12 protein-coding genes are annotated in these 14758 nt (G+C 44.5%); 5 read left to right on the plus strand and 7 right to left on the minus strand.

All coding sequences use genetic code 11. The annotated features are described in order from the left end of the window. The first annotated feature begins 58 nt into the window (after positions 1–58). Together nhaB and dsbB are read left to right on the plus strand one after the other, a co-directional pair. Positions 59–1651 (plus strand): Na(+)/H(+) antiporter NhaB, encoded by a 1593-nt coding sequence (gene nhaB, locus CWO27_RS02535; protein WP_048659726.1) that lies wholly within the window; start codon positions 59–61, stop codon positions 1649–1651. A gap of 132 nt (positions 1652–1783) precedes the next feature. Next, positions 1784–2308: a disulfide bond formation protein DsbB gene (dsbB, locus tag CWO27_RS02540; RefSeq protein ID WP_240698793.1), complete on the plus strand. Its 525-nt coding sequence runs from the start codon at positions 1784–1786 to the stop codon at positions 2306–2308. Positions 2309–2415: 107 nt separating this feature from the next. On the opposite strand, the gene CWO27_RS02545 is transcribed toward dsbB, so the two are convergent. Then, positions 2416–3036 carry a YecA family protein gene (locus CWO27_RS02545; protein ID WP_107898516.1) on the minus strand — a complete coding sequence of 207 codons (621 nt, stop codon included), beginning with the start codon at positions 3034–3036 and terminating at the stop codon, positions 2416–2418. Between the two features lie 178 nt (positions 3037–3214). Here CWO27_RS02545 and dusC point away from each other — a divergent pair, with 178 nt between their 5' ends. Continuing rightward, positions 3215–4171, plus strand: coding sequence for a tRNA dihydrouridine(16) synthase DusC (dusC, locus tag CWO27_RS02550; protein ID WP_048659728.1), 957 nt, complete (start codon positions 3215–3217; stop codon positions 4169–4171). 30 nt (positions 4172–4201) lie between these two features. Here the strand turns inward: dusC and CWO27_RS02555 are convergent, their stop codons facing one another. The 3 genes from CWO27_RS02555 to yfbV all read right to left on the minus strand — a co-directional run bounded on the left by CWO27_RS02555 (position 4202) and on the right by yfbV (position 7657). Further along, positions 4202–5668, minus strand: coding sequence for a GGDEF domain-containing protein (locus tag CWO27_RS02555; protein WP_107898517.1), 1467 nt, complete (start codon positions 5666–5668; stop codon positions 4202–4204). A gap of 253 nt (positions 5669–5921) precedes the next feature. Further along, entirely contained in the window at positions 5922–6887 is a 966-nt protein-coding gene (locus CWO27_RS02560; protein ID WP_107898518.1) for an ABC transporter substrate binding protein, read from the minus strand. Between the two features lie 317 nt (positions 6888–7204). Next, the gene (gene yfbV, locus CWO27_RS02565) at positions 7205–7657 is read right to left on the minus strand and encodes a terminus macrodomain insulation protein YfbV (protein ID WP_048662069.1); all 453 of its coding nucleotides are present in this window, start codon (positions 7655–7657) and stop codon (positions 7205–7207) included. Positions 7658–8000: 343 nt separating this feature from the next. On the opposite strand from yfbV, the gene CWO27_RS02570 reads away from it, so the two are divergent. Continuing rightward, positions 8001–9197, plus strand: coding sequence for an acetate kinase (locus CWO27_RS02570; protein ID WP_017107306.1), 1197 nt, complete (start codon positions 8001–8003; stop codon positions 9195–9197). 147 nt (positions 9198–9344) lie between these two features. Beyond that, positions 9345–11510 (plus strand): phosphate acetyltransferase, encoded by a 2166-nt coding sequence (pta, locus tag CWO27_RS02575; protein ID WP_048659731.1) that lies wholly within the window; start codon positions 9345–9347, stop codon positions 11508–11510. A 103-nt stretch (positions 11511–11613) separates the two neighbouring features. Here pta and CWO27_RS02580 read toward each other — a convergent pair whose 3' ends face one another. From CWO27_RS02580 to CWO27_RS02590, 3 genes are all read right to left on the minus strand, one after another. After that, positions 11614–12561, minus strand: coding sequence for a glutathione S-transferase family protein (locus tag CWO27_RS02580; protein WP_102433495.1), 948 nt, complete (start codon positions 12559–12561; stop codon positions 11614–11616). A 198-nt stretch (positions 12562–12759) separates the two neighbouring features. Further along, positions 12760–13752 (minus strand): murein tripeptide/oligopeptide ABC transporter ATP binding protein OppF, encoded by a 993-nt coding sequence (gene oppF, locus CWO27_RS02585; protein WP_017632507.1) that lies wholly within the window; start codon positions 13750–13752, stop codon positions 12760–12762. Continuing rightward, positions 13749–14720, minus strand: coding sequence for an ABC transporter ATP-binding protein (locus tag CWO27_RS02590; RefSeq protein WP_048659733.1), 972 nt, complete (start codon positions 14718–14720; stop codon positions 13749–13751). Before CWO27_RS02590 ends, oppF begins: the two co-directional genes overlap by 4 nt. Positions 14721–14758 lie beyond the last annotated feature (38 nt).

Below are 14758 nucleotides of genomic sequence, written 5' to 3' on the forward strand. Positions count from 1 at the left end.
CGATTCTCAAAATGTTGTATTGCTTGTCTATTCATAATCAACATAAAAGAGTATTAACATGCCGATGTCTCTCGGAAACGCTTTTATCAAGAACTTCCTTGGTAAAGCTCCTGATTGGTATAAACTTGCCATCATTTCCTTTTTAATCATCAACCCGTTTGTTTTCTTCCTAGTTGACCCATTTGTTGCGGGCTGGCTGTTGGTGGTTGAGTTTATTTTCACTCTAGCTATGGCTCTAAAGTGCTACCCTCTTCAACCGGGTGGCTTATTGGCAATTCAAGCCGTCGCCATTGGCATGACCAAACCAGAAATGGTTTATCACGAGCTACAAGCAAACCTTCCAGTATTACTCTTACTTGTATTCATGGTTGCTGGTATCTACTTCATGAAAGAACTACTTCTGTTCATTTTCACGAAGATCCTGCTCGGCATCCAATCAAAAATCTTACTCTCTGTCGCTTTCTGTGTCGCTGCAGCGTTTTTGTCTGCCTTCCTAGATGCGCTGACAGTAATCGCTGTAGTTATTAGCGTTGCGGTAGGCTTCTACTCTATCTACCACAAGGTTGCATCGGGCAAGGGCACGACGTCTGCACACGATCATACTCATGATGAAGAGATCTCTGAGCTAACTCGTGATGACCTAGAAAACTACCGTGCTTTCCTACGTTCACTGCTTATGCATGCCGGTGTTGGTACTGCACTGGGTGGTGTAATGACCATGGTAGGTGAACCACAAAACTTGGTAATTGCTAAGCAAGCGGGTTGGGAGTTCGGTGAATTTATCATCCGTATGCTGCCAGTAACACTGCCTGTTTTCTTCTGCGGCATTCTAACTTGTGCACTTGTAGAGAAATTCAAAGTGTTTGGTTACGGCGCAGAGCTACCAACGAATGTTCGCCAAATCTTGGTTGAATTTGACAACAAAGAACGTGCAAACCGTACAAAGCAAGACGTAGCAAAGCTATGGGTTCAAAGTGCAATCGCAGTTTGGCTGATTGTTGGCCTTGCACTTCACGTTGCTGAAGTAGGTTTAATTGGTCTTTCTGTAATCATCTTAGCAACTGCATTTACTGGTGTTATAGAAGAGCACTCTATGGGTAAAGCCTTTGAAGAAGCTCTGCCATTTACTGCACTTCTTGCCGTTTTCTTCGCGGTTGTTGCTGTAATCATCGACCAAGCTTTATTTAAGCCAGTAATCGATGCAGTACTTCACGTTGAAGATAAAGGTGCACAACTCGCTCTCTTCTATGTTGCCAACGGTATTCTATCGATGGTTTCAGATAACGTATTCGTCGGTACGGTTTACATCAACGAAGTGAAAACTGCATTAGTAGAAGGCATCATCACTCGTGACCAGTTCGACCTACTTGCTGTTGCTATCAACACAGGTACTAACCTACCTTCTGTTGCTACGCCAAACGGCCAGGCTGCATTCCTATTCCTATTAACATCAGCACTTGCTCCGTTAATTCGACTGTCTTACGGCCGCATGGTTATCATGGCACTGCCATACACCATCGTATTAGCACTGGTTGGCCTTGCAGGTATCGTGTTCTTCGTAGAGCCAATGACAGCATGGTTCTACGACGCAGGTTGGATCATTCAACGCACTGGTGAAGTCGTTGCTCCAGTTATCTCTGGTGGTCACTAAGCTAAACACTGTGTCGCAAACCAAAATAACTATAACTAACTAATCAAAAATATTAGTTGATTAGGAAACTTATCCAAGATAAAAAGCTCTGAGTAATCAGGGCTTTTTTATTTTATAGACGGGATTAAATTCGTGAACTTTTTAGCAATGATCAAAGACTTCTCTAAGGGACGTTTATCTTGGCTTTTACTGCTGGCTTTTATTGTCTTTTTTGAGGCATGTGCTCTCTTCTTTCAACACGTGATGATGCTTGGCCCTTGCGTAATGTGCATCTATGAGCGTGTTGCGATGCTTGCTATCGGTGTTGCAGCCATGATTGGTGCTATTTCCCCGAATAACCCAATGTCACGTTGGTTAGGCCTTGCTGGCTGGGGATTTGGCGCATACAAAGGTTTGACGTTGGCTTTAGAGCACGTTGACTACCAGTTTAATCCGTCTCCTTTTGCTACTTGTGACCTGTTCGTGACCTTCCCAAGTTGGGCACCTTTAAACCAATGGGCTCCATGGATGTTTGAAGCTTACGGCGACTGTAGCAAGGTTGTGTGGCAGTTCTTAGAACTTTCGATGCCACAATGGCTTGTGATTATCTTCGCGGGTAACTTAGTTGCTTTCGGTTTTGTAGCGCTTTCTCAATTCGTTAAATCAAAAAATGACTAACAATTAGCTCATCATCTTCAGAAACAAAAAAGTCGACCCAAAGGTCGACTTTTTATTACTTAAACTTTTTATCACTTAAAGAAAGTCTGTTACTCAACAAGCCGTAATTAGCTGTTTTTACCACAGCATTGTTTAAACTTCTTGCCGCTTTCACAAGGACAAAGGTCGTTTCGACCAATATCTTTAAACGGGTTCACGCTCTGGGACTTATTGCCCAACATAGCTTCATCCGCTGCCATTGCCACTTCTGAGATCATCAGATCGACCTGGCCCACTAAATCAGCAAGCGATGGTGGGTTTTGAAGCCCAGCCGCAACCATTTGTTGTTGAGTTTGCTCTTCATCAATCGCGAGCATTAATGTAGTCAGCAGAGCTTGCAGCATGCGCAGAGTGCCGTCCGCAACCGTAATGCTTTGCCACTGCTCTTCCACTGTCGGCCAAACCATCATAAAACCTTCCGCAAAATCTGCGAACTGCTCATTGAAGTCGCCTTCTGCAAACACATCAGTCAGTAAGTATTCACTACGCTGAATCAGATTGTGCTGGCGGTTAATCTGTTCCGTCACTAATGTTACAAGCTCTTTGCCCGCTTCAGGTGCTACGATAGCAATCCATTCTTCAGGATCGAGTGGCTTGGTCGCTAAGTTAGACGCAAGGATTGCACCTTCAATAAACTGCGGCGTAATGTCTGAAATAAATTCTGGTAGGCTTAATAATTGGTATGTCATGAAAGCTCTGGATATTTGGGCATTTTCGATATTATAACGCCATACTCCCCAAGATGTCGCTATTAAGAGACGAAACCATCATTAAGGTAGGCACACCACACTCATAGTGACAATCCTGTAAGCAAACCGTACAATCACGCCTCGATTTTTTCGGTTCACTCAGTTTAGGTAAAGCAACATGCGCGTAATACTTGGCCCTATGGAGGGCGTTCTAGACCACCTAATGCGTGAAATTCTCACAGAGATAAATGATTACGATCTCTGTGTGACAGAGTTTGTTCGCGTCGTGGATCAACTTCTTCCTCCACATGTGTTCCACCGTATTTGCCCAGAGCTGCACCAAGGTTCTCAGACCATGGCTGGTGTGCCAATCCATCTTCAACTTCTAGGTCAACACCCAAATTGGATGGCCGAGAATGCTTTTCAAGCTGCTAGCTTAGGCGCTAAAGGCATCGATCTTAATTTTGGTTGCCCAGCAAAGGCGGTAAACAAAAGTAATGGTGGCGCTTCATTGCTAAAAGAACCAGAACTCATCTATCAAGTGGTGAAATCTTGTCGAGAAGCGGTACCTGCACACATTCCTGTATCCGCAAAGATCCGATTAGGTTGGGAGCATCCGGAAGAGTGCTTTGAAATTGTCGACGCCATCGAACAAGCTAAAGCTGACGAACTCACCGTGCACGCAAGAACCAAAGTTGGCGGCTATAAAGCCAGCGAAATTAAATGGGATTACATCAATCAAATAAGAGAGAAAACATCTCTACCATTGATTGCTAACGGGGAAATCTGGAACTATCAAGATGGTCAAGATTGCATAGAAGCAACAGGCGTCGATTCATTGATGGTCTGCCGTGGTGCTTTCAATATTCCAAACCTTGGTAACGTCGTTAAGCACAACCACCAGAAAATGCCGTGGGATAAAGTCATTGAACTTTTGCTGCGCTATTCAGAGTTTCAAATTAAAGGGGACAAAGGTATGTACTACCCCAATAGAGTGAAGCAGTGGTTTGTTTATTTAAGTAAAGGCTACCCTGAAGCGAACGAACTATTTAAAGAAATTCGCACTTTCAAGAAGGCGCCGCCGATTGTAGAACGTCTTCAACGTTATCAAGAAGAACGCCGTCAACCTGTTTAAGACGAAGCACTTAATGATTTAACAACGTGGCTAAAATTCGAGACGATCTTTACCCGTCGTCTTAGCCACGTACAGCTTTTCATCGGCGTACTTAAATATCTCATCGAAGTTAAGCTTACTTTGCTCAGTTTCAACAATGCAGACACCGCCAGATACCGTAAATCCATTTGGAATAATGTCGGCTGAAGTGGAACAAATCGCATTCTTCACCCGCTCTAAAGTTCTCATCAAAGTTTCACGATCTTCGCCTTTCATATAAACGACAAACTCTTCACCGCCAAATCGTGCTGCTACGTCACTGCTTCGTACACTGTTACCTATCTGACGTGACATATAACGAATCACATCATCACCCTTGTCGTGGCCGTAGGTGTCGTTAATTGACTTAAAATCATCGATATCAAATACAGTTAAGGCAAACAATTGATCGTGCTCTACGCTGCGCCAGAATGCTTCTAAGCCGCGACGATTCAATAAACCTGTCATTGGGTCTTTGGCCGCGAGATCTTTGAAGTAACCACGTTCAATATTGGAATTGACGTAGAAAAAGATAGTTACAGAGAACAGATAGACAATGATGGCAACAATAAGACTGTCTTTCTCATAAACGAAAAAGTGCTCAACCTCTTTCTCGATGTCTAACTCGTAATACATCGCATGGTGAGACGCGACACCATCTAGTTTGATCTCATAGTAGAAAGCTGCAGAATCTATCGGGGTAGCTAAAGTGGTGTCAATAATATCGATCCGACCTGCTAGATGTTGGTTCGAATTAGCAAGCAGCCTGCCAACATTAATATCCACCGACAGCATCCCTTGGTGAACGCCTTTATGGAATACAGGGATCGTCATACTAATTATACGGTCAAGGGAATCAAAACGATAACCAGGGCCTGAAAGGGTGAGTTGGTCAGGGTTGTTGGCTGTTTTCTGCCAGTAAGGACGACTCTTTATAGTCGAGAGCAGCTCTTTGCTCAGCCCTTTGGCAAAATCTTCTGGTGAAGAGATCACATAGCCGCTCGTATCAATAAAGTGCACGCCGTCATGGTATTCATCAAGCTGGGATAAAAATGAAAGAATAGGAGCTAACGCTATTTTTTCTGACGCGCTCTTATAACTATCACTGCTTTCAGAACAAAGAGACTCTTGACCGATTAGCATATAGTCGATATCGACAGAAGGAATGTCTGAAGTTTTACCATCTGCGAGGAGTAACACATCAATAGGCCAGATTTGGCAAAGCCCATCCACAACTTGTTTGTTGTGATCGAGAAAGAGAGGGTTTCCAGATTTGTAGTAGTTGGAGAAGCTGTAGTCTAGGGCAGTCACCACTTTTGTGGTTCTTTTGAACACATCTTCAATACGATGAAACTCACTACTGATATCTTTTTCTACCGCGTCAAAATGATTCTTTCCTATTAGGCCAAGTAACATCGCGGCGATCACTGCGGGAAACCCGAAGACAAAGGTAAGGCTAAAGTGCCTATTTACTTTCATATAGTGTGCTCTTAGCGTTCAGCTATTTTCATTTGTCCCATTAATATTATTACATTAATCGGCAATTCGCTCGACGTAAAATAATGTAAATTGATATTAACGACACACCTAACGGTCAAATAACCGCTTACAAATGAATAAAATAGAGAAGCGCGAACATATAGAGCAGGTTAGTCCTGTTTATCTGAGCCCATTCCTATGCTGTTAATAATATGACTTATGACCTATTAGTTCACCTAACACCAAACTCAATTCACCGGCTAACGATTGCACGATCAATCACAGACTGAGGCACTGTCACGCCAAGCTCACGAGCAGCTTCTAAATTCACCACCAGCTGAGAACTCTGCGCAGTTTTGACACTTAGCTTCCCGGGCTTCTGTCCGTTCAGAATGGCAGCCACATAGTCTGCGGTTTGTACACCAACGTCATAGTAATCTAAGCCTAAACCTGCAATCGCGCCCTTTCCGACATAAGATGTGGCACCTGCGACGACGGGTGTATCCGCTTGGTTAGCCGCGTTGATAAGACCTTCCATGCCGCTCGCAACAGTATTGTCCGTTAAGGCGTAGATAACATCCGATTTCTTTGCCACTGATTCTGCTTTTGATTCCACATCATCAATGGTGAGTGCTCTTTCTGTGTAAAGAGTAAAACCAAAGTCTCGCGTCGCTTTCTTTAACAGCCCAACCAAGGCAACTGCATTTGCCTCTGCAGGGTTGTACACCACACCAATTGAATTAGCTTCAGGAAGCAGTTCTTTGATTAATGACACATGTTGAGTGATCGGAGATAAATCAGAAAGTCCCGTAACATTGCGCCCCGGCTTTTCCAGTTGTTTAACTAGCCTAGCGCCGATAGGATCGGTAACCGCAGTAAACACGATAGGAATAGAGCGAGTCGCCGAAACTAGGGCTTGTGAAGTCGGTGTTGCAATACCAACCAATACATGAGGATTTTCACTGACAAGCTCTCTGGCAATTTTGGCGGCTTGCGCTGGATTTCCGTCCGCCATTTCATAAGAAAACTCTAAGTTCTTACCGGGTTCATAACCTTTAGCTCTTAATCCTTCAAGAAGCCCTAGACGTGTCGCATTCAAATCTGGATGGTCTACGACCTGTGACACCGATACCTTGGCAATATTTGCTACCGCACTACTAGCCCACAACAACAGACAACCACTCAACGCCGTCGTTAATACTTTTCTTACAAAACCCATCAATACTTCCTTCATCAAGCGCTCATTGTTATTGCTCGCTCTAGAGAGAACACAACATTAAACTCACTATTGACATTATTACCAGTAAGCTTTGATGACTTGAAGTGATATTTAACAAAAACACAACAAAGCTCGAATTATGCGTCAAAAGGCTAGTTGGGTTGAATCCGTAGGTAAGAAACGAAGTGAATAACAAGAGGTAAATGAAACGATCAACAAAGAGTAAGATGAACCAACAGGATCAAGAGGAACTAATCTGAGAACATGCCATCACAATGTACAGCTGTTCTCAGAAGATAGGGAGAAGTGAGGTTTTCTTAGAACCAGCGTTCCATTGAAGATTTGTCTAACTGACGGAATGCACGATTCAGAATGATCGCCAATTCCTTATAACGAGGGCGTGGCTTCATTGGCTCTAACGCAAATCCCGTTTCAGTGATCTTCTCGTGCAGTTCGCGGTACCAGGATACTAACGCTGGCGGAAGTTGTGTATTTGAGCGGTTACCTAACCACCACATGCCTTGAAGCGGCAAACTAATAGCAAACAAAGCCATAACCACAGCTTGTGGCATCGCTTGGTAATTATTAAAGGCCATTTGCGTAAGAACGCTGATAGCAGCTATCGCGGGCATCACCTTAACACCAAAGCGCGTCGCTTTAATGATGCGTTGCTCAGGGAAAATAGCGTTTAACTCTTTTCGAACAGGCCAGAGATCCATGTACTTTTGGCCATCTTTTAAACTGCTCGCTAAACCAACTCTATTGCTCATATGAGTCTCCCATTAAAAAAAAGTTGAAACCATCAACTAAAAACACAAAAATTTGACGAAAAATAATATTCTTTCAAATTTTTTTGTTATATTTGCACAATATCGCTATTATTTGCAGACCTCAATCTCATTGTTGCCCTTATTTACAATTTAAGCAACTTTGAGAAGACTTCTGCAAGGAATGCACAAGCCTCTTTTTTTGAAAAAGTGCGCTTTCACTTTATACGGAAATTAACGTTTTTTTGACCAAGGTTAGTACGCAAGCTACCGTGCTTCGTCTATTCTTGAGATTAATTTTCATCCTTAACTGATTTCGATCAGAAAAATTAACAGGTAGTCATTAATGTCTAAGCTAGTTTTAGTTTTAAACTGTGGTAGTTCTTCTCTTAAATTCGCTGTGGTTGATGCAGAAACAGGTGCTGAGCACCTAACTGGTCTTGCTGAGTGTCTGGGTCTTCCAGAAGCTCGTATGAAGTGGAAACTTGATGGCAAGCATGAAGCACAACTAGGCGCGGGCGCAGCTCACGTAGAAGCACTATCTTTCATGGTAGAAACTATTCTTGCTTCTAAGCCTGAGCTTAAAGCTAACCTTGGCGCTATCGGTCACCGTATCGTACACGGCGGCGAGCAGTTCACTTCTTCTGCACTTATCACTGATGAAGTACTTAAGGGTATTCAAGACGCTGCGACTTTCGCACCTCTTCACAACCCAGCTCACCTTATCGGTATCGAAGCGGCTCAACAGAACTTCCCTGGTCTACAAAACGTTGCTGTATTTGACACTGCGTTCCACCAAACAATGCCTTCTGAGTCTTACCTATACGCTCTACCGTACAACCTGTACAAAGAGCACGGCATCCGTCGTTACGGCATGCACGGTACTTCTCACCTATTCATCACTCGTGAAGTTGCAGGTCTACTAAACAAGCCAGTTGAAGAAGTTAACATCATCAACTGTCACCTAGGTAACGGCGCTTCTGTATGTGCTATCAAGAACGGTCAATCTGTAGATACTTCTATGGGTCTTACTCCTCTTGAAGGTCTTGTAATGGGTACTCGTTGTGGTGACCTAGATCCTGCGATCATCTTCCACCTACACGACGCTCTTGGTTACTCTGTTGAAGAAATCAACAACATGCTAACTAAAGAGTCTGGTCTTGCTGGTCTAACTGAAGTGACTTCTGACTGTCGTTTCGTTGAAGACAACTACGGTGAGAAAGAAGAAGCAACTCGTGCAATGGACGTGTTCTGTCACCGTCTAGCTAAGTACGTTGCTGGTTACACTGCAACTCTAGAAGGTCGTCTAGACGCAATCACTTTCACTGGCGGCATCGGCGAGAACTCTGGCCCAATCCGTGAAATGGTTCTTAACCGCCTAGGCATCTTCGGCATCGAAGTTGACGGTGAAGCTAACCTTAAAGCTCGTTTCGGCGGCGAAGGTACTATCACTACAGCTAACAGCCGTATCCCTGCAATGGTTATCTCTACTAACGAAGAGCTAGTAATTGCTGAAGACACTGCGAAACTAGCAGGTCTTTAATTGATTTTCCTGACTAGCTTCACTCGAAGCTAGTCAGTTTTACATATCAAGAAAATGGGGCTCAACTTCTATTCCTACCCCAATTTAAATATCGGTGGGAATAGCAGTTGAGCTTTTTTTATTTCCAATAGTCAAAGGTGTTCGTCAATGTCACGTACTATTATGCTTATCCCTACAAGCGCTGGTGTTGGTCTTACTAGTGTTAGCATGGGTGTTCTTCGCGCTATGGAGCGTAAGGGCGTAAGTGTTTCTTTCTACAAGCCAATCGCTCAGCCTCGCAGCGGTGGTAACCAGCCAGATCTAACGTCTACTATCATCAGCGCAAACAGCGACATTAAGATTGGTGAGCCAATCGCAATGACTAAAGCTGAAGCTTTGATCGGTAGCGAAAAAATGGACGAACTTCTTGAGTCTGTTGTTGAGCAATACAACAAGATCAACAAAGACGCAGAAGTAACGCTAATCGAAGGTCTAGTACCTACTCGTAAGCACCCATTTGCTAACCAAGTGAACGCGGAAATCGCGAAAACACTTGGCGCGGAGATCGTATTCGTTGCGACTCCTGGTACTGACAACCCTACGCAACTTAAAGAGCGTATCGAAGTAGCATGTTCTAACTTCGGCGGTACGAAGAACAAGAACATCAAAGGCGTAATCATCAACAAGCTTAACGCTCCTGTTGATGAAGCTGGCCGTACTCGCCCTGACCTATCTGAAATCTTTGATGATGCAGACAGCGCTCAGCAAGCGAACCTTGAAGTAATGCAAATCTTCAACTCTAGCCCTATCCGTGTTCTTGGCTGCGTGCCATGGAGCATCGACCTAATCGCAACTCGTGCGGTTGATATGGCTAAGCACCTTAACGCTGAAATCATCAACGAAGGTGAAATCGCGACTCGTCGTATTAAGAGCATCACTTTCTGTGCACGTTCTCTACCGCACATGATTGAGCACTTTAAGCCAGGTTCACTGCTAGTAACTTCTGCAGACCGTCCTGACGTTATCGTTGCTGCGGCTCTTGCTGCGAAAAACGGTGTTGAGATTGGCGCAATCCTACTTACTGGCGGTTACGACATTCCAGAAAGCATTGCTAACCTTTGTGCGCCGGCATTCGCTTCAGGTCTACCAATCTTCAAAGCTCAAGGTAACACTTGGCAGACGTCTCTAAACCTACAGAGCTTCAACCTAGAAGTTCCTGCAGACGATAAAGAGCGTATCGAGTTCGTTAACGATCACGTTGCAAGCCACATCGATGGCCCTTGGATTGATTCTCTATCTGAAGGTACTCAAGGCATCCGCCGTCTAAGTCCACCAGCATTCCGTTACCAGCTAACTGAATTCGCTCGTAAAGCAGCTAAGCGTATCGTTCTTCCTGAAGGTGACGAGCCACGTACAGTTAAAGCTGCGGCTATCTGTGCTGAGCGCGGTATCGCGACTTGTGTACTTCTAGGTAACCCAGAAGAAATTCGTCGTGTTGCTGCACAGCAAGGTGTTGAGCTTGGCGCTGGCGTTGAAATCATCGATTCTGCATCAGTTCGCGAAAACTACGTAGCTCGTCTAGTAGAACTTCGTGGCGCTAAAGGTATGACTGAAGTTGTAGCTCGTGAGAAGCTAGAAGATTCAGTATTCCTAGGTACTATGATGCTTGAAGCTGGTGAAGTTGACGGCCTAGTTTCTGGTGCTGTTCACACAACGGCGAACACTATCGTTCCTCCGTTCCAGATCATCAAGACTGCTCCTGATGCTTCTATCGTATCTTCAATCTTCTTCATGCTTCTGCCTGATCAAGTTCTTGTATACGGTGACTGTGCGATCAACCCAGATCCAACAGCTGAACAGCTTGCTGAAATCGCTATCCAATCTGCAGATTCTGCTGCGGCATTCGGTATCGACCCACGTGTTGCTATGATCTCTTACTCTACTGGTGAATCTGGTAAGGGTGCAGACGTAGATAAAGTACGTGAAGCAACCAAACTTGCTCAAGAGAAACGTCCTGATCTAGTGATCGACGGTCCTCTACAGTACGATGCAGCAATCATGGAAAACGTAGCCGCTTCTAAAGCGCCTAACTCTCCAGTTGCAGGTAAAGCGACAGTATTCGTATTCCCAGACCTAAACACGGGTAACACGACTTACAAAGCGGTACAGCGTTCAGCAGATCTTGTATCTATCGGTCCAATGCTTCAAGGTATGCGCAAGCCAGTAAATGACTTGTCTCGTGGCGCTCTAGTAGACGATATCGTTTACACAGTAGCTCTAACAGCTATCCAAGCAGACCAAGCTGCACAAGCTGAAGAAAAAGTAATTAACTAATTTTTCTTTTGTAGAAAGCAAAAACCCTAGATTTTTATCTAGGGTTTTTTTATGTCTGACAGATATGTTTTTTTTGATTTACGGCGGTTTGGTCATCGGGAAATTAGCCCAATTTTTCTCGACCGTGCGCTGATTCAAGGTCTAACTCCGGTCCTTTGGGTACAACTTGAGTAGGATTAATACCTGTGTGGCTATAGTAATAGTGACGCTTGATATGGTAAAAATCGGTCGTCTCTTTAATACCTTCGATCTGATACAACTCTTTTAGGTAACCCTGGATATTTGCATAGTCCGCAATTCGCTGCTTGTTACACTTGAAGTGACCCACATACACAGCATCGAATCTAACCAAAGTCGTAAACAACCGCCAATCCGCTTCTGTAATCTCGTTACCCGCCAGATAACGGTGTTCGCTAAGATGGGCATCCACTTTGTCTAACGCTTCAAATAACGCGTCATACGCTTCTTCGTAGGCCTCTTGTGTGGTCGCAAAGCCGGTACGATAAACGCCGTTATTGATGTTCGGATAGACGTAGTCGTTCCATTCATCAATCTTGCTCGCCAATTCCCATGGGTAGTAATCATCAGTGTTGCCCGTTAGCTCATTAAACTCTGAGTTGAACATGCGGATGATTTCAGACGACTCGTTGCTCACAATGGTATTGGTTTTCTTATCCCATAAAACAGGAACCGTGACTCGACCTGAATAGTCCGGTTTGGCTTGGGTGTAGATTTGGTGCATTCGAGTGTGACCGAACAGAGGCTCAGGCAAGCCCATTTGCCAACCTTCACTCATCATGTCAGGGCAAACCACCGTCACATCAATATGATCGGTTAGGTCTTTCAGTTCACGGAAGATCAGCGTGCGATGCGCCCACGGACAAGCTAACGATACGTATAGGTGGTAACGACCACTTTCTGGCTCAAATTGCGCTCCGGCTTTATTTTCAACCCAGTTGCGAAAGCCCGCATCTTCACGAACGAACTTACCACCGCTTTCTTTGGTGTCGTACCACACATCGTGCCAAACACCTTCAACTAACTTGCCCATATCCAAACCTCTGTGATGCTTACTTTTCTCTAGTATAAAAAAAGCCAACTTTTTCAAAACTAGAAGAAGTTGGCTTAGTTGTTCGAATATTTTGATGAAGCTTGTTGAGCGGACCAATAAGCCTAAGACAAAAAAAGCGCGACTCTAATAACTAGTCGCGCTTAAGCCTGTCACAGGCTGAACCGTTTTAAATAGGCTCTAGACTTGTACGTGCAAGCAAGATACTGCGTGAACGTCATCGCCTTGAATCGTTGGCTTAGTTTGCGCACACGCCTCTGTTGCTTGTGGGCAACGAGTACGGAACACACAACCTGATGGCGGATTTATTGGTGATGGTAGATCACCTTCCAACATCTGAATGGTTTTGCTGCGCTCTAAGCGAGGATCTGGAATTGGAACTGCAGACATCAACGCTTTGGTGTACGGGTGCTTAGGATCAGAGAACAAGGCATCTGACTCGCCAAGTTCTACCGCGTTGCCTAAGTACATCACCAACACGCGGTCAGAAATGTGTTTAACAACCGACAAATCGTGTGCGATGAATACCAAAGACAAACCTAACTCTTTTTGTAGCTCCTTCAGAAGGTTAACTACTTGAGCTTGGATAGATACATCCAATGCCGAAACAGGTTCGTCACAGATGATCATTTTAGGCTTTAAGATAAGTGCACGTGCGATACCGATACGCTGACACTGACCGCCTGAGAACTCATGCGGGTAACGGTTGATTACGTTTGGTAGTAGACCAACCTTTGCCATCATCTCTTTAACTCGGTCCTTCACTTCCTGTTTAGAAAGTTCTGGGTAAAAAGTCTCTAGAGGCTCAGCAATGATGTCACCAACAGACATACGCGGGTTAAGCGATGCTAGTGGGTCTTGGAAGATCATCTGAATCTCTTTACGAGTTTCACGACGCTGTACTTCCTGCATTTTAGTTAGGTCTTGACCTAACCACATGACTTCGCCGTCTGTCGCTTCAACCAAACCAATGATTGCGCGAGCAAATGTCGATTTACCACAACCAGACTCACCTACTACACCCAGCGTCTCCCCTTCGTAAAGGTGAATATCAACGCCATCAACAGCTTTCAGGTTTGACGGTTTTGCCCAAGGCCACGCTGATTTAGCTGCGATGCTAAAGTGAACTTTCAGGTCTTTAATATCTAATAATAACTGCTTATCTACACTCATTTTGTCCAAGTCTCCCAGTCAGAAAAACAAGCACGCTGACGGTCATTACCAAATGGCGTCAAAATAGGTGCTTCTTGCTTACAACGGTCCATTACACGGTGACAACGGTCTTGGTAAGGGCAGCCTGTTGGCAGGCGAAGTAAGTTTGGTGGATTACCTGGAATCGTCGGTAGAATTTCACCTTCTGTATCCAAACGAGGAATCGCTTTCAGTAGGCCTTCTGCGTATGGGTGGCTTGGCTCGTAAAAGATTTCATCAACCGTGCCGTACTCCATTGTACGACCAGCGTACATCACAAGTACCTTGTCACATGAACCTGCAACTACACCCAAATCGTGGGTGATCATGATGATTGCCGTGTTGAACTCATCTTTCAATTCGTTCAGCAATTCCATGATTTGCGCTTGAATAGTTACATCCAAAGCGGTTGTTGGTTCATCAGCGATAAGCAGTTTAGGACGACACAATAGTGCCATTGCGATCATCACACGCTGACGCATACCACCTGAAAACTCGTGTGGGTACATGGTGATACGCTTGCGTGCTTCAGGGATTTTCACCGCTTCAAGCATGCGTACTGATTCTTCAAACGCCTCTGCTTTACCCATGCCTTTGTGCAGCATAAGTACTTCCATCAGCTGATCACTTACTTTCATGTAAGGGTTCAGTGATGTCATCGGATCTTGGAAGATCATCGCGATCTGTTCAGCACGAACTTTGTTCAGTTCTTTCTCTGGAAGGTTAAGAATCTCTTTACCTTCAAACTTCGCGCTACCCGAGATGATGCCGTTCTTAGCCAGCAGACCCATGATAGAGAATACAGTTTGTGATTTACCTGAACCTGACTCACCCACGATACCCAGCGTTTCGCCTTGGTTGAGTGAGAAGTTCAGATCGTTTACTGCGGTTACGATACCATCTTGCGTGGTAAATTCGACGCGCAGATCTTTGACATCTAATAAGCTCATTATTGCTTCCTTAATCTTTTATAGCTTTTAATTGCTAT

Origin of the sequence: Vibrio sp. 10N.286.51.C3 (assembly GCF_003050065.1) — a bacterium.
GTDB classification, from domain to species: Bacteria; Pseudomonadota; Gammaproteobacteria; order Enterobacterales; family Vibrionaceae; genus Vibrio; species Vibrio crassostreae.

Bases quoted from the DNA above. Each gene is read 5' to 3' on its own strand.
- nhaB (WP_048659726.1), top strand. From the start codon at position 59: ATGCCGATGTCTCTCGGAAACGCTTTTATCAAGAACTTCCTTGGTAAA.
- CWO27_RS02545 (WP_107898516.1), bottom strand. From the start codon at position 3,036: ATGACATACCAATTATTAAGCCTACCAGAATTTATTTCAGACATTACG.
- dusC (WP_048659728.1), top strand. From the start codon at position 3,215: ATGCGCGTAATACTTGGCCCTATGGAGGGCGTTCTAGACCACCTAATG.
- CWO27_RS02555 (WP_107898517.1), bottom strand. From the start codon at position 5,668: ATGAAAGTAAATAGGCACTTTAGCCTTACCTTTGTCTTCGGGTTTCCC.
- CWO27_RS02560 (WP_107898518.1), bottom strand. From the start codon at position 6,887: ATGGGTTTTGTAAGAAAAGTATTAACGACGGCGTTGAGTGGTTGTCTG.
- yfbV (WP_048662069.1), bottom strand. From the start codon at position 7,657: ATGAGCAATAGAGTTGGTTTAGCGAGCAGTTTAAAAGATGGCCAAAAG.
- CWO27_RS02570 (WP_017107306.1), top strand. From the start codon at position 8,001: ATGTCTAAGCTAGTTTTAGTTTTAAACTGTGGTAGTTCTTCTCTTAAA.
- pta (WP_048659731.1), top strand. From the start codon at position 9,345: ATGTCACGTACTATTATGCTTATCCCTACAAGCGCTGGTGTTGGTCTT.
- CWO27_RS02580 (WP_102433495.1), bottom strand. From the start codon at position 12,561: ATGGGCAAGTTAGTTGAAGGTGTTTGGCACGATGTGTGGTACGACACC.
- oppF (WP_017632507.1), bottom strand. From the start codon at position 13,752: ATGAGTGTAGATAAGCAGTTATTATTAGATATTAAAGACCTGAAAGTT.
- CWO27_RS02590 (WP_048659733.1), bottom strand. From the start codon at position 14,720: ATGAGCTTATTAGATGTCAAAGATCTGCGCGTCGAATTTACCACGCAA.